This is a genomic window from Segatella hominis, assembly GCF_004535825.1.
Taxonomy (GTDB): Bacteria; Bacteroidota; Bacteroidia; order Bacteroidales; family Bacteroidaceae; genus Prevotella; species Prevotella hominis.
Genome location: NZ_SGVY01000059.1, coordinates 1 through 20436, shown reverse-complemented (window position 1 = coordinate 20436; position 20436 = coordinate 1). Strand labels below are relative to the sequence as shown.

Annotated in this window: 19 protein-coding genes and 1 pseudogene; 12 read left to right on the top strand and 8 right to left on the bottom strand. The window is 38.1% G+C overall.

Annotation, left to right across the window (positions count from 1 at the left end):
• The first annotated feature begins 1 nt into the window (after position 1).
• The 5 genes from EXN75_RS15080 (at position 2) to EXN75_RS15060 (ending at position 3424) form a co-directional block, all read left to right on the top strand.
• Positions 2 to 439, top strand: coding sequence for a DUF3408 domain-containing protein (locus tag EXN75_RS15080; protein WP_134844440.1), 438 nt, complete (start codon positions 2 to 4; stop codon positions 437 to 439).
• A gap of 184 nt (positions 440 to 623) precedes the next feature.
• Positions 624 to 1037 carry a plasmid mobilization protein gene (locus EXN75_RS15075; RefSeq protein WP_134844439.1) on the top strand — a complete coding sequence of 138 codons (414 nt, stop codon included), beginning with the start codon at positions 624 to 626 and terminating at the stop codon, positions 1035 to 1037.
• Positions 1034 to 1984, top strand: coding sequence for a relaxase/mobilization nuclease domain-containing protein (locus EXN75_RS15070; RefSeq protein ID WP_134844438.1), 951 nt, complete (start codon positions 1034 to 1036; stop codon positions 1982 to 1984). The genes EXN75_RS15075 and EXN75_RS15070 overlap by 4 nt, the downstream gene beginning before the upstream one ends.
• Positions 1985 to 2019: 35 nt before the next feature.
• Positions 2020 to 2772, top strand: coding sequence for a hypothetical protein (locus tag EXN75_RS15065; protein ID WP_134844437.1), 753 nt, complete (start codon positions 2020 to 2022; stop codon positions 2770 to 2772).
• 205 nt (positions 2773 to 2977) lie between these two features.
• The gene (locus EXN75_RS15060; RefSeq protein ID WP_246031441.1) at positions 2978 to 3424 is read left to right on the top strand and encodes a copper resistance protein NlpE N-terminal domain-containing protein; all 447 of its coding nucleotides are present in this window, start codon (positions 2978 to 2980) and stop codon (positions 3422 to 3424) included.
• A gap of 99 nt (positions 3425 to 3523) precedes the next feature.
• Here the strand turns inward: EXN75_RS15060 and EXN75_RS15055 are convergent, their stop codons facing one another.
• The 6 genes from EXN75_RS15055 to EXN75_RS17850 all read right to left on the bottom strand — a co-directional run bounded on the left by EXN75_RS15055 (position 3524) and on the right by EXN75_RS17850 (position 9381).
• On the bottom strand, positions 3524 to 4042 hold the full coding sequence (locus tag EXN75_RS15055) for a hypothetical protein (protein ID WP_134844435.1): 519 nt from the start codon (positions 4040 to 4042) through the stop codon (positions 3524 to 3526).
• Positions 4043 to 4113: 71 nt separating this feature from the next.
• A complete protein-coding gene (locus EXN75_RS17965; RefSeq protein ID WP_246031442.1) occupies positions 4114 to 6810 on the bottom strand; it encodes a toxin C-terminal domain-containing protein in 2697 nt (898 codons plus the stop codon).
• Positions 6811 to 6970: 160 nt separating this feature from the next.
• A complete protein-coding gene (locus EXN75_RS15045; protein ID WP_134844433.1) occupies positions 6971 to 7645 on the bottom strand; it encodes a hypothetical protein in 675 nt (224 codons plus the stop codon).
• Between the two features lie 3 nt (positions 7646 to 7648).
• Entirely contained in the window at positions 7649 to 8449 is an 801-nt protein-coding gene (locus EXN75_RS15040; RefSeq protein WP_119227813.1) for a hypothetical protein, read from the bottom strand.
• A gap of 83 nt (positions 8450 to 8532) precedes the next feature.
• Positions 8533 to 9192, bottom strand: coding sequence for a DUF6261 family protein (locus EXN75_RS15035; protein WP_134844432.1), 660 nt, complete (start codon positions 9190 to 9192; stop codon positions 8533 to 8535).
• Positions 9193 to 9204: 12 nt separating this feature from the next.
• Positions 9205 to 9381 (bottom strand): hypothetical protein, encoded by a 177-nt coding sequence (locus EXN75_RS17850; protein WP_167639546.1) that lies wholly within the window; start codon positions 9379 to 9381, stop codon positions 9205 to 9207.
• Between the two features lie 599 nt (positions 9382 to 9980).
• On the opposite strand from EXN75_RS17850, the gene EXN75_RS15030 reads away from it, so the two are divergent.
• The 6 genes from EXN75_RS15030 to EXN75_RS15005 all read left to right on the top strand — a co-directional run bounded on the left by EXN75_RS15030 (position 9981) and on the right by EXN75_RS15005 (position 17613).
• Complete coding sequence (locus tag EXN75_RS15030) at positions 9981 to 10604, top strand: hypothetical protein (protein ID WP_134844431.1); 624 nt, start codon at positions 9981 to 9983, stop codon at positions 10602 to 10604.
• A 1907-nt stretch (positions 10605 to 12511) separates the two neighbouring features.
• Positions 12512 to 13774, top strand: a complete 1263-nt coding sequence (locus EXN75_RS15025; protein ID WP_167639545.1) for a replication initiation protein — start codon at positions 12512 to 12514, stop codon at positions 13772 to 13774.
• A 22-nt stretch (positions 13775 to 13796) separates the two neighbouring features.
• On the top strand, positions 13797 to 14276 hold the full coding sequence (locus tag EXN75_RS15020) for a hypothetical protein (RefSeq protein ID WP_134844429.1): 480 nt from the start codon (positions 13797 to 13799) through the stop codon (positions 14274 to 14276).
• A gap of 282 nt (positions 14277 to 14558) precedes the next feature.
• Positions 14559 to 15365 (top strand): ParA family protein, encoded by an 807-nt coding sequence (locus EXN75_RS15015; RefSeq protein WP_118117686.1) that lies wholly within the window; start codon positions 14559 to 14561, stop codon positions 15363 to 15365.
• 38 nt (positions 15366 to 15403) lie between these two features.
• On the top strand, positions 15404 to 15676 hold the full coding sequence (locus EXN75_RS15010) for a hypothetical protein (protein ID WP_118117684.1): 273 nt from the start codon (positions 15404 to 15406) through the stop codon (positions 15674 to 15676).
• A 1124-nt stretch (positions 15677 to 16800) separates the two neighbouring features.
• Complete coding sequence (locus EXN75_RS15005) at positions 16801 to 17613, top strand: MBL fold metallo-hydrolase (protein WP_118117682.1); 813 nt, start codon at positions 16801 to 16803, stop codon at positions 17611 to 17613.
• Positions 17614 to 17741: 128 nt separating this feature from the next.
• Here the strand turns inward: EXN75_RS15005 and EXN75_RS15000 are convergent, their stop codons facing one another.
• On the bottom strand, positions 17742 to 18527 hold the full coding sequence (locus EXN75_RS15000; protein ID WP_246031440.1) for a glycoside hydrolase family 25 protein: 786 nt from the start codon (positions 18525 to 18527) through the stop codon (positions 17742 to 17744).
• Positions 18528 to 18844: 317 nt separating this feature from the next.
• On the opposite strand from EXN75_RS15000, the gene EXN75_RS14995 reads away from it, so the two are divergent.
• A complete protein-coding gene (locus EXN75_RS14995) occupies positions 18845 to 20074 on the top strand; it encodes a DUF4421 family protein (protein ID WP_167639544.1) in 1230 nt (409 codons plus the stop codon).
• A gap of 154 nt (positions 20075 to 20228) precedes the next feature.
• Here EXN75_RS14995 and EXN75_RS18060 read toward each other — a convergent pair.
• A pseudogene (locus EXN75_RS18060) lies at positions 20229 to 20436 on the bottom strand (transposase); the annotation flags it as partial.

Genomic DNA, 20436 nt, shown 5'->3' with positions numbered 1-20436 from the left:
GCTGATGGAAAAAGAGTATTTGGATTTTGTTAAACCATCTACGTATGGCAACAAAGCCAATCCAAGTAGTTGTAATTCTCTCTATGATGATGTAGAGAACCCAGAGTTGAGAGCAATTGTAGAGAAATTTGCTGCAACAACTCCCTATAGAGAGGAAACATCAACGAACGAGGCTCAATCGCCACCGAATCCGCAGAAGCGCATCAGTGGCAAGCAGCGCAAGGCGACATTGGAGGAGTATCAGCAGACCTTCCTCCAAGTTCCAAGGATTGACGACCGCAAGCCAGTCTTCGTCAGTTCCGATGTACGAGACCGTCTTGATCGTGTCGTCCGCATCCTCGGAGGGAGGCGCATGAGCGTATCGGGCATCATCGAGAACATCGTGCGCCACCACCTAAGCCTTTATGAAGAGGACTTCGAGGCTTGGCGCAAATTGTGAGAATTAAGGTCTGCGACCTTGGGCGTGGATAGCTGAAAGGCAGTAGTTCCAACTAACGTGTTCTGAGAGGGAGCGAGGTTATGTTTTGGGAACCCCAAAACGCCTCGCTCCACCATGAGGGCGGAGGAATTTTGCTCCCGACGGTCGCAGAAAGTAAGTGTACCAACTGTAAACAGTATATCGAATGACAAGCATACATGAACAATACAAGAAAAAGGGCGGAAGACCGCCCACAGGCAGGGTTCGCAAGCTGTCGAAGTCTGTCACGGTAAAGTTCTCGAAGCCAAGCTACGAGGCTTTGAGACTGAGGGCGAGAAAAGCCAACCGCAAGTTGGCGGAGTACATCCGTGAGTCCGCCTTGAACGGCGAGGTGGTCAGCGGACACAACGCAGAGACGGTAGCCATCGCCAAGAATCTCATTGGCATGGCGAACAACCTCAACCAACTTACCAAGCTGTCGCATCAGAGAGGTTTCCATGAAACCCATGTGTATGTGGTGGACTTGTTGAGAAGATTGAAAGCAATCCTTGGCGAGTATCGCCAAGCAAGTTATAAACCGAAGCCAAGCAGTATGGGCAGAAAGGAGGATGCCACATGATAGGCAAGCTAAAGAAGGGCTGCTCATTTGCTGGTTGCATCCGCTATGTTACAGGCAAGGACGAGGCGAAAATCCTTGCCTCTGATGGTGTGTTACTCGGCACGAATGCCGAGATGACGCAAAGTTTCGAGCTACAAAGGCAACTAAATCCAAGGATTAAGAAGCCTGTGGGGCACATAGCTTTGAGCTTCAAGCCCGAGGACAAGCCACGTTTGACGGATGAGTTTATGACTAAGATTGCCCTTGAATATATGCAGATGATGTGCATCACCGATACTCAATTCATCATCGTAAGGCATCACAACACCGACAATCCACATTGTCATATCGTGTATAACCGCATCAATAACGAGGGCAAGCTCATATCAGATAGGAATGATTACAGGCGTAATGAGCAAGTGACCAAGGCTCTTAAATCCAAGTATGGATTTACCTACGGAACGGACAAGAGCAATACTAATACTCGCAAGTTACGCAATGCTGAGCGAGCCAAATATGAGATTCACAATGCTGTAAAGAGCGCATTGAGAATGGCAGATAGCTGGGACGAGTTCAAAAGTGAACTTGCAAAACGAGGTGTTCACTTAGAGTTTGTCTATAAGGATAAGGAGCGAACCAAGGTTCAAGGCATCCGTTTCTGCAAGGATGGATATAGCTTCAAGGGTACGCAGATTAGCCGAGACTATAGCTTTGGCAAACTGAATGCGAGATTAGAGGGAACGGAGAACCTTTTATCAGCAAGTGCTAACTCTGCTCAGCAATATGAGCAGGGCTGTTGCAAGAATGAGCAGGAGCCAGCCATATCGGAGAGCAGCCAGGACCCTTGGGACGGTATTTCTTCCATTGGACTTTTTGCTCCAGCCAATGCTCAGACCTTTGAGACATTCCCAGAGGATGAATCAGTCAAGAAGAAAAAGAAGAAACGCAGAAGAGGCTTTAGCCTTTGATGCAAGTTACAAACCATTCAAACAACAAAAGAAATATGAAAGAAGAACTATTGGAAGCCATCTACGGCACAGTTGAGAGATTGGAGCAGAAAGTCGATGAACTTTCTGCCTCCCCGAAGAACGCAGGAGCGGAAACTGTTCTCAACCCTGCAAGTGTTGACACAAGCAAACTTGAAAAAGCCATCCTTTCTGTATATACAAAAGAAGGGGAGGCTATTGACAAATTGGCAAGATTAAGAGAGGCTATCTGCATCTTTGCCGACCTTACCAGGAAAGAAGCAAGCAAATATGAACATCGAAGCAAACTCTTGTTTGATACCATTAATCAGATGAAACAAGAGCAGAATGACACATCAAAAATTGTGGTGGACAAACTACACGCAATGGATAATACACCTCAAACGAAGGTTGTCACCCATCGCTTCGAGCCAACTTCAAAGTATGTTCTTCTTTTCATTGGAGGCTTGGCTCTATCTCTTGTCATATCCATTTGGGGCAATCTAACCCAATGGCGAGAGCATCAAGCTTGGGAGGTAGCAGACTTGAAATATCGGGCATTGAAGATGGTTCTTCCATCTGACGACCCCAATGTTCGATACATCGAAAAGAACTTCTCTGTTTGCCCTAATAAAGAAGTTATTGAGAATGTGAGAACTCATGTAAATACTTACGAGGACTCAATTCGCTATCATAACGAAATGATACAGATGGCAGCAATTAAAGATAGCATTGCTAATAGCCTATTTAAAGAGGCGAATGAAATTAAAAAGAAAATTAATCAGAAATAATAGACAACGACCATCGGCTACAAGCGCATCCTTCGTTTCGACAAGGTAAAGACAACGGCATTCGCATCGTGTTCGATGATGCAAGAGGCGTTCCATGCATCAGCAATGTAGCAGCATATTAACTATTCATTAACTCTCAACTATTCATTTGTGTCCGTGATGCCACTCGCTTGACATTGCGGACATTTTTTCTTTTATGATGGTTATGAAGAAGAAATTGATAATTATTGCAGTTTTGGTTATCTCACTTGTCACTTCTTATATTTTATGTGATAAAAAACATAATGATGCCAATATTGACCCTGTTAAAGTCGAAGAATACACGGCAGTCTTAGAAAGCAGTATTGACTTGGATTCCATAGCTGGAACATATTGCGGCGTGTTGCCGCCTAATGTTGAAACAATACTCACACTAAATGCAGATGGTACCTATCGTTTGAAGCAGAAATCTCTAAACGATTCGGATAGTTGTGAAGTGTTGAACGGAATCTTCAAAGTGCTTGACGGCAGCATTCTGATGCTTGAACATCCGAAAAGTGGTGACAATATATTTTATAAGGTGAAGAATGACAGCAGCATTATTCTGATAGATTCGTTCGGAAATGAACCCAATAAAGAGGGGAGAAATAACTATACTCTTAAAAAGAAATGATGAGGGAGGTGTACCTAAAACGAGAGAGTGTAAAATAATCCTATCCTTATTTTACACTCTTCATAATACTTTATTTAGATATGCTTTCTGTTCTCATCACTATCTTGGATCTAAATATAAACCTTCTCGGTAAACTATATTCTTTAAAGTTTCCATATTTAATGAACAAGAAATTTTAAGGTAATAATCATATCCAAATTCTATTTGCAATTTATGCTCTTTATTGCGTAATACAACATATATATATTCCCTCAAAGACAAACGTATTATGTCTGTAATTTTTAAAATATAAATTCTTCGTTTTTCTTCTAATAATGGCATTGATTTTAATAATTCAGAATCAATGTTATAAAATTTAGAAGATTTAATTCTACTGGTAATATATTCCTTATCTGCCTCTAAATATTGTATTGTCATGTACTTACAGTTCGTCGCTTTCATAATGGACAGTATAACAGAGACATAACGCTGTTCTACTCTTAAATATTCTTCAATAGTAAATAATTTACCATCGAATTTTTTCCCAACATCACATCTACTAGTCCATTCATCTGCTGTGTATATGCCATTAGAATCATATTTTTGAGGGCTATATTTTACAATCTCATGCCAATTCATTTTATAAGAATCTTTAAGTTGTCAAATAACTTTCACTGCCAAAGTTTTGGTCTGGCAGTGAAAGTATAAAATTAATCTCCAATACGTTTTAAATTTGCATTATAAGTACCCATACGTGTCTCTCTGTTCTGTAACGCTTTTACGGATTTTCCCATTTTCCAAATGCCTCCATTATGTCCATCTACATCTGGCGTTATATAATTTTTCCCATTTGTATAAACGGGATTTCCGTGACTTAAATCTTTAATTTTTCTATATCCATCTGGTATCGGAGTTTTTATTCTCGTTGCTTTAGAGCCCTTTCCTTGTGTAAAAGTTACAGTATTTTTTCCTGTACCTTTTGGTTGAGAGGCTTTTTGAGTAGAATTTGAACTGTTAGCATTTATATGGCCTTTTTTATTGGCAAGATTTTTTCCTGCATTTGCCATCATTACAGTTCCATGAGCTGTCAAAGCGACTCCTGTTGTAGAAATAGTTCCACCTGCAGCTACGACAATTGTTGAAGTTCCTCCTGATGGTGCTTCTGCAACAACTCCTATTGTGGTAACTGTAGAACCACTCGCTATCATTGATGCCCCCGTTCCACTTTCCCATGTTCCTATAGAGAGGCTAGCCAAATCTCCAGTAGTTAATCCAACATTAAAATCTGCTGGATTATTAACATGCTTACCAACCCAAGAACGTATGTTGGTAACACCCCCTGTTGCATTGTCAAATATTGCTGCGCCAAACCCCTTTACCTTATCTCGCCAATCCTCACCATTAGGATCGCTATATTTTATAGGATTATTTCCTGTATAGCAATAAGAAGAAATCTCATAATGGTTTTCTTCTAAAGGGTCACAACTAATCCACAGACTCAATCTTGGCTCATAGTACCTCGCTCCATAGTAATACAATCCCGTTTCCTCATCGAATTCCTTCGCATTGAAGAGATAAGGTGTATTCCAGATGTTATTGCGTTCCTCTATGAACACCTCTCCAAATGGGACATACTCGATGTGCTGCACCACCTCACCATCAAGGTTGGTGATGTAACTACTGCTGCCCAAGTGGTCTGGGTGGTAGTAGAACTGCATCTTCTCGTATGCGTCGCCCTCTTGGAAGTTATTCTTTGCAGCTCTCGACAAAGCTCGTGTCTGAGCAGCCTCCAAGCTGCCGTCATTGCAGCAGAAGCCCTTGCCATCGACATAATCGTTGTTATCCTCGCCATTGTACGGCACTGCAAAGGTTGCATAATTATCCTTGATAGCCTGCAACTGCCCGGCATATTTAACCTTATAATCAACAGACAAGCCATCAGTCTCACTACCTGCATACTGGATGCGGCGTGGGTCTGAGCCGTAAGAGTCGAAGTCACCAATCTTGGAAACGACACGCTGACTACCGATATAGATGTGCTTAGTGTAGCGTCCGCCTTGGTTGGCAACGAGGTAAGGAGATACATAGAGTGAGAACTTGGCGGTGTTCGTGCGACCTCCAGCAAACTCGGAGTTTACATAAACTTGGTCACTCTCACCTGATGTCTTCACCGTGCGTTCTCCGTCAGCATCATACCAATAGTTGGTCACAAAGCCGTTATCATCAGAAGCAAGGAGACGGTTCTCCTCATCCCATTTGAGTTTACGTTCCGTGGTCTTATCGTCAGCCACACCATCCTTCTTTGTACGGCTGGTATTGACATAAACAAGATTACCATTTGCATCATACTCGTATGCGTGATTGTTGTTCACATTCTCGCTCTCCGAAGGCGTCTCCTCTGTGCGGTAGTTCACATCCTTCACGTTAGCAAGCTGGAACCTCTTGCCTGTGTCTGTTCCATAGGTGTATGACAAATCATAACCTGCATTCAACATACCGTTGAACTGCACATTGTTCTGCGTGAGAATCTGACGCTTCGATGTGATACGGTGCATATTATCGTAGCCCATTGCAAGGGTGTAGCTTGCGGACTTGTTGTCAGCACCAGTGTAAGTGCCAGTCGCACTGACAAGACGATAGAGGGCATCGTATGTATAGTTATGCGCCATCTGTCCGCCTGCCTTGCCACTCTGTGGCACTGACGTACTATTTACTACGCTAAGCACATTGCTCACTGCATCATAGGTATAGGCATTGTCCATGATGGTGTTGCCTGCACTGTTCACTGCCAGGTTCTGCAATCTGCGACGCTGTGGGTCGTAGGTGTAGAATGTCTCTGCACCGTTGCAATACTTCAAGTATGTGCGCTGCTCGAACTTGTCATAGCCAATCTTGCTTACATAATCGTAGCCGTATGACTTGTATCCATGCACCTTCTCAAGCTGACCGCCGAGGTTGTAAGAATAGGTAATCTTCTCCTCATCAGGGTAAATCATCTCCAATAGGCGGTTGTGGCTGTCGTAGGTCCACTGCGTGACGTAGGTTGCTATCGCCTGGTTAGGCACAATCATCGTGCGTCGAGTCTTCGTCACCTCACCCATCTTGCCATAGAAGTATTCAATGGCACCTGTTCCGTCCTCGCGGAGCATCAACCTACCGATACGGTTCTGAGAGGCATTGCGACCACCATAGTAATACTTCACGTTGTTCTCCGGGTGGTCAGGATAGTTGATACCCGTCAGACGCTGATAGTCATAATCGTAGCTGATGAACTTGCCTTCCTTTGCAAGGTTGGCAGTCTGCTTGGTCAGCACATTGCCGAGCGCATCGTATGTGAAGCTGGTGATGCCGCTTGCAGGATGGTTCACCTCCGTGCAACGGTCGCCCATGTCATAAGTGGAAGTCATCACGTTGCCTCCGTGTCGGTGACACGAACAAGACGCTGTATGTCGAAGTATGGAAAATGTTTCAAAGATGTAAAAGGGAATTATCCTCTGATAAGCCCAGCTAAATTTTAAGGCGGTTTATAGCCTTGCTTAAATGATGATATATACATATTGATCTTATTTAAAATTCTTCTTTTACATAGTCATAAGGTCCATAGATAATTCTCACTGCATAAGGATTTCCATAAACCTTAACCAAATTATTCTCATATTTTATAATGTCTGTATGAATACCTGTTCCATACTTGGCAAAATCAAGAGTAGTCCAACGACCATCCCATAAAGGGGACATGCCTCCACCATGTGTCGGGTATCCATTTGAATCCTTATCTTCAAATAGAGTGTATTTGCTTAGTATATTGTCTGCTACATTCTTTTCTTTTTCTATTGCATCAGTCAAACTACTTGCATTTATGATGAAGATGCAAGCATTAAGATAGCTGTCAAGTCCATCTGATTGAAATAAAAAGTGTACAGCGGCAAAATCACGCCCTGCATACTTGACATCCTTGAATGATAATGTTGTTGAAGAAGGATTGTACTCAGGACTTCCAAATTTGTTCCTAAGCATCGTCTCTGCTTTGTCATGCGAAATACCGAAAGGAATGCCACCTATTGTTTTTACTTGCTCTTTTAATAATTTATCAGCAATAGGTTGGTAAAGAGAATCCATAAGGGCCTTTTCTTCCGTAGTTGCAAAGCGATATTCTCTTTGCTTCTTTTCAAGTTCACTTTCTTGCGCAAATATCCCTATGGACATGACAAACAAGAAAAGCATCATAATAGTCCGTCTCATATTCTATATCTTTAATTTATACCAACAATTTGCGTTTACTATCATATCTTCATCTATTTCAACCAAGGCTTTTGGCAGACTTCTTGCAGAGTATATGACATCCATGAAAGTGTCGTTTATGAAGAAATTGCCGAATAGACTGTCGCAATATTTACACCCGAAAGACATATATGAATCATTCACGGTCTTACTGTATCTTGGTTTTATTTCTCCAAGGGCAATATCCATTTTGCGATGTTCATCTACGAATTTTCTTATACCTTTTACGAGTGTTTGATTGAAAATGTCTATTCCACCTTCTGTTTCAATGCCATTTTCAGATATAGTTTTGTAAACGAAATAGGCATCATTAGTTCTACCACACTTCCAACAATCTATTTTATAAAAGCGCACATCAACATATTTTACTTTCATCGTTTCTGCGTATCTGATTTTTCCTTGTATTAGTGAAGACACGAAATCAGACAACAAAAGAGTCTTTTTCTCTTCCCAAACTTGGCTTAAATGTATTTGAACACCTTCACTATTGTCTTCAACAGGAAAGCAAGGATATTTGCTCAGAGAAAAGCGATTGTACATTCCTGAAAGCACAAGCCAACATCCACATACCCGCTCTTTACGCATTGTTGTATATGTTTCCTCTATATTACGTGGATTTTTGCAAACATTAAATGCAACTTTGTAGTTTTGGTAATCCACAACTATATCAGCTTTCCATTTATCGGTCTTTACTTTCTTATGGAAAGATACCCCCATATCATTGCAAACAGAAAGGATGTTTTTTATAATATCCTCTTTTTCCATATCTATTTCATTTATGTAAATTCCATGCCACTCTGAAAATGAAGAGAGTGGCATGGAATTTTTACTTCGTCTTTACTCCAATTCTATAACTCCATTGTCACCACCCGACGATGAACTTCCACCAGACGTAGAACCACCGCTTGAAGAAGAGCCTTTCCAGATGAAGAACCGCCACCGCTTGGTGTGCTGCTACTCCCCGAATCTACAGCCGAGCTACCCGAAGTAGAAGGAGCGGAAGCCTTTTGGTTAAGCACCTCACGCTTGTAATGGGTAATCTCGGTATTTGCATAATCAATGAAGGCGGTGTAATCCTTTTCGCCATAAACGAGGGCAAGGGCATTTACCATCTTCACCAATGCACGATAGGCATCATCACTTGCTGTGCGAGCTGCTTTCAAAGCTCCAACTGTCACACCCATTTTCTCATTGGTACGCTGCAAGGTAAGCATTCTTACTCGTTCGTTAGCTTCTTTCAGATTTGTAACAAATGCTGTCAAGCCTAACTTTGCAACTTGTGCGGAATACTTGTCTTCAAGGTCTGTAATGAAATTAACCAAAAAACCAGTCTCCTTATCGAGTTGGCCAGCGGTGTTAATCTTGTAGTCCTTGATGTGCTGTGCGAGAACCTTTGCTGCCTGTGCCATGTCAGCGATAGGCATAGCAAGGAATGCTTCAACGGCTTTCTTGTAGCCAGCATAGAGAGCGTCACGGTCGATGTCAGCCTTGGCAATATCATCAGTCAAGAGACTTTTCTGTTAAATTTTCAAGGCTTCGTCCTCTGCTGCAACGGCAACCTTGAAATTACTGACAAGTTCTGAAGCCTTGCCCTTGACGGCTGTATCGGCTTCTGCACGTGCAAGAATGTTACTTACAAACGTGAAATGCGCACCGTTATTCATGCGCTGAATGTTGATGTCGTAAATCTCTTTCATGATGTTAAGGATTTAAATTTGACAAATCGTTTTGTGCATCGTTGGATTTCTCCAGTTGCGATTGCTAAGATATAAAAATAAACGAGAAAACCGCAACCTTATTGCAAAAAAATGACAACAGGATGATAAAAAGATGGTTTTTGCCCATAAAAATAGCTTTTGATTCTGATTTCTTGTAATTCTTAACACAAAAAGTTGAAAGAAACAGCAATCAACAGATGTTTTCACATTTTGTGGACAGAAGAAACTTGAATCAAAACTACTAACGGCTCTTAAAAGTAACCATTGATTGCAATCAGCAGCCCCAATGACACATAAAAATAGGTCTTGACTGCAATCAATGGCTTTAACGAACCTAAAAGTGCCTGTTGATTACAATCTACACCTCCAACGAACATCGAAAGCAGAATTATTTTCTAATCAATACCTCCACCAAGCCCCAAAATTGCTATTGATTGTAATCAACACTTTCTTTTTGTTCTTGATAAAATAAATAAAATAGGCAAGTTTTAGATGGAATGTTAAAAACGTAGAATAGAGCAATTTTTAGGCATATTCTACGTTTAATATCAGAATAGGTTTAATAAACAAATTAGGATATGAAGTATTTTCTGCAAAAATCAGTCTTACTACTGTTGGTAGTCTTGGCTTTTTGTGCGTGTGACAACAGCAATGACAATAGTGAAGTTATTCAGCCAAATCCACAGTCATGGAAAACTGTCGTCAATTATACTGGCGAAGTAGAGTTTGTGGTGGAAGCGCCACAAATTCGTGAGGATATAGAGCAGGATTTGAAGGCAAACCCTCCTTTTGGAGGAAGCAAGAAATATCAGTTTATCATAAAAAGCCACTCGACGCTTTCTCCTTTATATATGCTATATGCGGTGAATCCTGAGGACGATAAGTCTGCTGACGAATATACACTGAACATCGCTGGTAAAGTGGAGAGTAAGGATAATTATAGATTGTTCTCTGCCGCTTCTGTACATGGTTGGTATAAGATGGATATTGTGCCTGTCGACACAAAGGATGGCAAGCCTGTTGCAACATACGATGTGTTTATGCATCAAAATATTCCTGCTTCTTTGGTTCATAGCAAGATGTATTTCTGTGAAGACCTTACGGAGAAATATCGCCAGAAGTTCCCTAATGAAGACATTCATGCCGTGGTTCGCCGTTTGGTTCTTTCTTATGTCAGTGGGGGTGATAATATAAATGAATAGGAACATATCTGAACAGAAGATTTTATGTAAAAAAGTTCTAATTTCTATGTTTCTCTTCTTGCAAATTATGGGATATTAAGAAAAATATCGTATCTTTGTCCCCGAATTGAGGCGTTCTTTGCATATTGCAAAATACAGAAACGAGCAGAAGTCCGCTCGTTTCCATATTGTTACCTATATAATATAGGCAAACGCCCAACTTCTTGATTTTCAATCAAAGTCCAATTTAGAGCGAGTTATAACATTTAACTTTATAATTTTGTCGCACCTTTAAGAAGTTATGATTTTATCGCAAACCTTATAATTTTGTCGCAGATAAAAAATAAACTTTATTATTTTGTCCATATCCATCTTATAATTTCGTCGTAACATCTTATAAATCTGTCGCAGATTATGTTTGTAAATAATTGGTTTTCAATATGTTACAAATTCAGAAAATAATAAGCCAAAATAAAAGAGATAAAAATGAGCAGGACAATGTAATATATTAATAGGTATTATATTATATATATATTATACTAAAAAGGCTATTTTTGTCCCCATCCTACTGGAATCTACCCTTTTTCCTGCTTGTTTTTGGAAAGCCAAGCATCTTAAATAGAAAACAGACTTTTATGCGCGTTAAAATATGTATATTTCTGTTTTGTAGATTTAATTTTTTGTGTTTAAAATACCATAAAAATGAAAGAACAACAATTTTACTGCGACAAAATTATAAAGATAGAAATGCTATCTTATATAGAAGGTGCGACAAAATTATAAAGCATACTTGCCCCACTCATCATAACCTATATCTTGTTGTACAACCTTATAATTTTGTCGCAAATAGAACTATTACTACGTAAAAATAACATATCACTATATCACTACCTTCAAAAACTATGAACATCATGTATGAGAACTTAAAAAAAAAAGGGAATAACTTTATAATTTTGTCGCAGCATTGATAGATACCTGCTTAGTACTGACTGAATAATCCTAATAAAAACACTTTCTTGAATCGTTTCTGCGACAAAATTATAAAGTATAAAATCTCCCTACCCCCAAACCTAACAGCTGACAATAACTATCTAAAAATATTCCTATTTATAATATACGACAAAAATATAAATAAAATAGATTCATTTACGACATGTTTAAAATTCAGTCTCAAATAACATCAAACAATAATTTTGGCTTATAATTTTGTCGTATCTTACTTTCGTGGAACCCAAATATAAGACCTAATTAACATTCCAGAAGTACATATAAAGTAGTTAAATCTTATAATTTTGTCGCAACATTACATTTCAAAAATCATATAATAGACTTTATATCAATTAGTTAAAGAGTTTTCGCTCATGTATTTCATCAAAATATGAAAATAAGCCTTCTCCTATGATGTTAATTTCATTTGCGACAAAATTATAAAGCTTACTATAGATTTCTATCGTCATTAATGCCCATTTATAATCTTGTCGCAGCAAAATTAAAAATCTTATTATTTTGTCGCAGATTCACCAATAACTTTATAAAATTGTCGTAACAGATAATCAACATAATTTAAAGTGAAATTTACTGTTTTATATCTAACTATCAGAAAATCAAATAGATAAGTTCATATGGAAAACTTTACTAACAAGACAATATTAGAAAGGAGTTTTAATAGATGAAAGTATTTGCGACAATAAACTTATTATAATGTCGCAAATACAATTAATTTTTTACTTCAAAACTTTATATTTTTGTCGCAACAGAATATGTAATGTATTGAATATCAGCGATTAACATAATGCTGCGACAGTTTTATAAATTTTAAAGAGACCGATAGTCTTAGTTAGGTTAAAAATACATAATATACGACATTGTTGCATTGTTTGTCGCACAAAAAGATGTATATTTGCGACAAATTTACAAAATATAATAAAATGACAAAGGATTCAAATGACAACATCGAGACGATAGAGGCTGAGGAAATCAATCCCTCAGATTCTTCTTCTAACTCGAATATTCAGAAGCGTAAAGGTGGAAGACCCAAGAAAACAGACAAGGATATTCTCAGTAATATTCCGCACTACTTCATCACTCAGCCTAATGACGTGACGCAAGCAATCAGTAACCTGACTGCTGTGGAACGAAACTGTTGGCTGCAGATTATCCGTGGAATTCAAAAGAAGAAAGATCTTCCTGATGGGCATCCTGAAAAATACCAGATTACGCTCTCACGTACCCAGCTTCTGGAATGTGTCTCCGGGCATAGTTCCAACTTGGATTATGCCTTCAATGCACTCAAGAATATCACGGATGCTAAGAAGGTTTTTCATTCCAAGGATGGACACCGTATTTATGCCGGTCTTTTGTCATATGTTGATGAGCATCCAGATCAGGAAACTTATACTGTAGGTATTACTCCTGTTCTCCTCCCCTACTTCACCAATCTTTCATCTGAATTTACTGTGTTTGACATGTATATAGAGATGGGGTTCAAAAGTGTCTATTCACAGCGCTTTTATGAATTCTGTTGCCAATATCGAAACAAGGAGGATAAGGTTTTCTTCATGACTGTACAGGATATCAAAAAGATGTTCAATTTGTTGGAAGTTCGCGATGAAAAAGGAAATGTCGTTCAGAAAGAGCAATATAAAAATGGTTCTGACTTCAAAAAACGAGTGCTTGATAAAGCGAAAGATGATATACGAAAGGTTTTTGATGCCGGTCTTTGTGATGTCTGTTTCGATTATAAGGTAAAGAGCAAGAATTCACGAGGTGCAGTAACTGCTTATTATTTCATTATTGAAACAAATGGTAATACTGCAAAATTAGGTGCCCAAAAGCCTACAATTCCTCAAATCTCTATGCTTTCTGAGAGTTATGGAGCTAAGCTTACTAAGCTGCTTACCATTATCAACACTTTTATGAGAAGTCATTTCCGTGTGGAACAATCAAATTATTATGTTCAAGCGATAAGTAGAACTGTAGCCAAGGTCGATAGTCAGTCAGAAAGAGTGGAAATCCTTAATAGTATTTCGAAGCAGTTGAAAAAGATTGCAACTCGGTATAATAAAGAGGATTTTGACACCAATGAACGTAAAATTTGTGGTTCTGTGTGCAAGATGCTTTATGAGGATTTTGGTGTACCTTATATGAATGGCAAGCCAGGCAAGGGTACCCAATCCAGACTTAATTTTTAATTCATTATGCTTATAACTAACTATGATTCAGATAATTAAAAAATTTAATTCTTCTATTCCTTCTGTTAGAAAAGTGAAGAATTGGTTGCTGAATGATCCTTTTCATGTTTGGCATGGAAGGGATCGTTTGGTTGTCTTTTTCATTTTAGCCGGAGATGAAGCAGCTAATGCTTTTTTGCCTTTACCCGATGGAGATTTTTCTGTAGAAGATGAAAGTATCCGTGCCATTTTAGAATCAACCCATCAGCAGGAGTTGGAAAAAAGAAAATATTATCAGCAGGTATATCTGAAACTTAGTAAGCTTTTAGATAACCTGGATGATTTAAACTTGCAGGCTGAATCTTTTGCTGAGGAGGATGAATACCATTTTGATTTGAAAAATCAGATTTTGTTGTTACACGATAAATTGCTTGATTTTATTAATGATGTTTTCGTCTGGCGTGATCATAAGGAAATGGGGAATTATTTAGGTGAAATACAATCTCTTACTTCAGACTCTTAGTAACATGAAAGCTTATCTACATGTTTGCATACCTACAAAAATACAAATTATATTGTTGTAATGTTTATATGCATACAAATGTTATTACTCCACTCTATTCGCTATTTAGTTCATAATTAAAGGATTGTGTAATATTTGTTTTGATGCTAACATGCAAACATGTTTCTAAAAACACAAAATAACTTAAAATATTGATTACATGCAAACAATTTTGCTTATTTCCTTGTATTTTTCAAATTAATATTGTATCTTTGCAAACAGAAATCAATTTATATTTTAAATATGGAGAATCAGTTGAAAATGATACTCGCCATCGTCAATAATAAGGGTGGTGTTGGCAAGACAACTACTGTGCAGAATTTAGCTGCCGGTATGCTTCGCAAAAACAAGAAATTAAAAATCCTTGAAATAGACTTAGACCCTCAATGTAACCTAACATTGCTGAATCATGCACCAGAAGGCTGCGCTACGATTTTTGAGTCTATGGTTGAATGCAAGGGTATGCCGATTTATAAATCTGATATAGGTATTTATTATGTACCAGGAGCTGCCAAGATGCAGGATATTGATCCATTCCTTCAGAATACTGGTGCTCCTCGACAGGTATTGGGTGCATGTATTAACAGCGATTGTGTTGATATGACAGGTGAAGGTATTAAAAATCCAATTGATTTTTTTGATTATATATTTATTGACTGCCCTCCTGCCCTATCTCAATCAACCTATAATGCTATGGTAGTAGCCAGTCATTTGTTGGTTCCTGTACAGATGGAAGGCCTTTCTGTAAATGGATTAGCTGCAATTCTGGGAGCTATGGAGGAAGTTAAAAATGGTCGTTTTGCATTGAATCAGGACCTGGAACTGCTAGGTTTACTGCCTGTTATGGTAGATGAGCGTCCAAGAATAGTACGTCAGGCGATACAATACTTGAAGGATACATATGGAAGAAAAGTTATCGAACATGGTATTCGCAGATGCATCAAAGTAAATGAGGCTCAGACCGAAATGACCGATCTCTTTCATTATGCTCCATATTGTACAGCAGCAAATGATTATTCAGCGGTTATTAAAGAGATTTTTGGTATTTAATTTATATTATAGTAGTTCATTCTTTAAATTTTGAAATTATGGCAAAAGATTTTCGTGCAGCTTTCAGTAATATGAATCAAGCGGTTCGTCCAGGTGGTGCAGGTAACGTTCAGCCGGCAGCTTCTCAACCTGCTGCTCCTGTCGAGAAGAAGATGACCGCTATTGAAAGAAGATCCAAATTGCATGGTGTACAAACTTATCTAACTGATGAGGAATACGAAATGCTGATGATTGCAAAGATTAGAACCAAAAAGAAATTTGAGGAGATCTTGCATGACAGTTTGATTGAATATATAAAGAATTATCAATAAAATTCTTTTTTAAAAACCGGGAATAAAGTTCTCGGTTTTTATTTTTACTCTTTATTATGCAAACATGTATGTTTGTTGTGAATTTTGGTAGCAAACAATTTTGAACCCTTTTGCTTAATCTTGTATACGTTGTTTTATATGGTTTACTTATATTTTGCGAATGTTTGTATGATGCCATGCAAACATGATGGTATGGATGAATGATGATTTGATAGCAAGTTGTTCAAATACCTCATACACAGATATTTATATTTCTATCTCTTTCAAAAATTAAATGCAAACAAAGCTACAAGATAACATGTCGAAATAACTACAAGTAAACAATACCGAATGTTTGATTGTGATTTTGTTATTTAGTCTACATGGTTTGTTGCTTACAAATTTTCTGGCTGTCTTCATTCATGTTCGCATTCATGTATTCTTTCATGTTTGCATTCGTGTATCCTTTTATGTTTGCATTCATGTTTTCATTCATGTCTTAAACTTTTTATATCATATTATCTTGTCTCAGTAAATTTCCTTAAAGTCTTTTTTGTTTGCGAAATAACATACATACATGTTCTTCTGTCGTCATTATGGCAAAACTATATTTTTGTATAATTACTTGTGTGGTACCAAAATCTCATCTTTGTGTAATTGTTTGTATGATTGGAATACGACATGATGACTGTATGTTTAAATAATTTGTTGTTATGTAGAAATATATAAATGTTTGCAAGACTACATGTTGTGTAGTTGGCATAACGATTTGCAAACAATTATTTAAATCCCTGATATACAATGTTTAAGATTGTTTGTTAAGCAAATAAACATGTTTGCATACAAACAAGCTTGATTTTTCGAGTCGTACTAAAGATATTAATAAGATGTACAATAACTTTAGTCTTTCAATGTTGTAGTGTTGAGTTCAGACATGAATTCAATAATAGATTCTATTTATTTTCTCTCCTGAGATTTGCTTTCTGTAATGCAGGCAGACTTATTCATTTTTACAATTATTTCCTTTAAAAGACCTATTTTACAGTTTTTTTGTAATATTGCATCTCAAAAATGCGATTTAATTTTATTATTTTGGAATTTATTCCTTTTTAATTGTTGTTTTCATTAAAAACTTGTATTTTAAGATGGATACTAGAATTATCATATTGAGTGACAATCGAACCGTTAATCCACTTCTTGAAGTTGAGCATGGATTATCCGTATATATGGAGTATAATGGTAGGAAGTACCTGCTGGATACTGGTGCTTCGGATTTGTTTATACGCAATGCAGAGAAGCTTGGAGTTAATTTGTGCGAAGTGGATTATTGTTTGATTTCTCATGGACATAATGATCATATAGGTGGGCTTTCTGTCTTTTTGGAGATGAATCACAGAGCAAAGATCATCTTGTCTGATGAGATTCCTGGGGCAGAATATGCTTCTGTTAGACGTTATCATCATTCAATAACTGGCAATGTTGATTTTCAGAAGTATCATCAGCGTTTCATTTTTATTCATGAGGATACTTTCGTGGATGGTATCCATATTTATACCCATTTGGCTCATCATCATGCAAAGCCATTGGGGGATAGAACATTATTGATTAAAACTGATAATGGTGAGTATGTAGGGGATGATTTTTCTCATGAACTGGCTTTTGTGATTGGAGATGTTCTTTTTACTGGCTGTGCTCATCATGGCATTTTGAATATTCTGGAATCCATTCAGGAACTTATTCGGCTGAGCATAGGAGGTTTCCATCTATTAGACAGTCATTTGAGTGAGTATTATGAAACGGATGAGCAGTTGCAGGAGATTGCATCTGAATTAGCGAACCGCTATCCTGATGTAGTTTTTTACACAGGACATTGTACGGGAGAACATTGCTTTGAGGTGTTATCCCGAGAAAAAGGACTGAGGATTCATCAATTTCATGTGGGTAAAATGTGTCAATAGATTAAGTCTTAAATCTACAATGTAATTGCTCTATTGAAAGTGAGATAAAGAGTAACGTTAATTAAAGGCTTTTGAAGTCTGCTGGCAGTGATGCTGGCAGACTTCAAAAGCTTTTAATGCCTATTTTTTTAGTTGATTCGTATATCGTCAATACTTCTATTCTTGGCAAATCTATTAAGATCCACCCAGTTCCAAACTCCAGGCACACGACCATGTCTGCTGTACTGCCAGATATCATAATGGGGTTTACCTGGTAAAACAGGTTCATGATTATAACTGGCAATCCAAAGGTAGTAGCCGTCAAACTCTGGACTAAGATAATCTTTGAAATAACTCTCACTACAATATATAATAGGTGTATGTCCATAGTAGGATTTACAGAGTTTGCAGAAAGTTTTCAGGAGTGACTGGATTTCACTTTTACTGAGTCCTTTGGTACCATCATCCTCTGCATCCACTACGGGCAAAAGATTTTGTTTTTCCTTATCATATACAGCCCGAAAATTCTCAAATTGTAAAACCGCCGGCATCTTAGTAAGAAAATGGTATGAACCTACGTATATTTGATGTTTTCTCGCATTTTTAATATTTTCTTCATACCAAGGATCCTTGATACTTGTTCCTTCTGTAGCTTTCACATAGATGAATTTCAATCGTTTTACATTACTGAGTTCTTCCCAATGAATTCTTCCCTGATGTCTCGAGATATCAATCCCGTCATAACTTCCTGAATATTGACCTGATGTCAAATCATGGGTAGGCCATTTGTTATCTGATGATTTTTCTATTATATAAGATGTGATCATTCTATATGCTTCAAACCCGATGATACATCCTGCTAAGAGGATGATAGCAAGATAGATAAGTTTCTTGCCTATATGTTTCTTTTTATTTTGTTTTTTTCTTCTTGCCATATCTAAAAGGTACCTTTTTGTTCTCGCCAGTAGGGTAGGAGAGTACATGTAAGTCTTCCTTACCATAGCGAAATCAACCATTTTGGTTGACGATGCAAAGATACGAAATTTATTTCATTCACGAGTTCTTTTCCATAACTTCTCATCTCCATATCTTCTAAATCCTGTATTCCTATCGCTTTTTTGGACCTTAAATCTTTGATTTCTGAGCATTTTTCTTTCTGTTCTCAAAGTTTTGCAGTACTTTTGTAACCAATTAGAGCGTAAAATAGAAAGATAGATTTCTCATGACTAAGAATTTTGATAGACAAAGAAAAATGAATACGGAATCAGGAATGATATTGAAAGTATCATTTCTGGTGGTCGTATTTTTGATGATAATACTTACCCCTGGTGTCGCCCAGAATAAGAAACCTCGCAAGAAGTTGAAGGAATGGCTCCAGATGGCGGATAGTCTGCGGCTCCAGTTGCGGCAATCTGCTGATAAGGGGTGTATGCTTCAATGGGGCGACTCTCTTCTCATGGCAGAACTGAGTAAAAGCAAAATGAGTGAAAAGAAAAAGCAAAGATTCCTGAAGCATTATGCCAAGATTCAAAAACGCTTGAGTCTCTATGACCGCCGTCTTTTTTGGGGTGATTCTCTCTTGGCTGCCAATTATTACAAGGTCAAGTATGATACCAATTATATCACCCGTCCCAATGCCAGATGGACGATAAAAATGAGAGGCAATCTCTCTGGAGCTGATTTGGAAACAATGGTGAAGACGAATGATATAGAATCCAGAACGAAGGTGATGGCAGACTGTCGTGGAACACTCTCTATGGCTGTGGCTTATAGAGGTTTAGGGCTGGGTTTGGCTGTTAATCCCGCCAAGTTGGCAGGTAAGAATCAGGATTATGAGTTCAATCTTAATTCCTATAGCAATCGATATGGTTTCGATGTCGTGTATCTTTCATCAAAGACTTTTCATGGTAGCCAGGAAATAGGATCCAATCAGATTGATGTTCATAAAGGAGAAATTTCCCAGCAGGCGCTCAATCTCAATTTTTATTATGCCTTCAATTATCGTAAATTCTCCTTCCCGGCAGCTTTCAGCCAAAGTTATATACAGAAGCGGAGTGCCGGCAGTTGGATGATAGGTGCCAGTTTTGATGGGTCCAAGACGAAAGTGAAGGGTATGACCATTCGTCTTAACGAGTTCGCACTTGGAGCAGGATATGGATATAATATCGTTCCATCTTCTCATTGGCTTTTTCATCTTTCAGCCTTGCCTACCATCACGGTTTATTCCCATGACTATACCAAGATGAAGGCGGAAGTAGAAGAGGGGAGTGGTGATAATGAATACCAAACCATCCGCAATAGTATGAAATATCATTTCCCGTCAGCCATAATTACGGGTCGAGGTGCAGCAGTCTATTCTTGGAGAAATAAATTTGCAGGTGCCACAGCAGTTTATAATTTCTCTGTTGCAGGAGATGAGGACCACCTTCAAGTGAAGAGAAATAAATGGCGTGTAAGGATGTTCTTTGGATTTAGATTCTAAGAAATTTATATCGCTTGTTGCCGAAGTGCAAATGACTTATCCAGCAAGGAAAGTTAGGCTTCACAGAAAAAGAGAAGCCAAAGATGATTGATGCACATGATGCCATCGTGAGAATAACTTTGAGCAGAATCGATGGTAGCATGATTATCTTTTATTAATGAGCCCACTTTAAAAAGGGGGCATATTTTGAATCCAGCATGACCAGTGTGGTCATTCTGAGTGAAACATAGCAATCGGCTCCGCTGGTGAATATCTTTCGAGAAATTGCCATGAAAGAGCCGAAAGCTTCTCTGATAGGCCCGAAAAGGGCAAATATCGATCTTTGAAATGTTGAAATCTGGAATATTACCATCCTTCGGAGG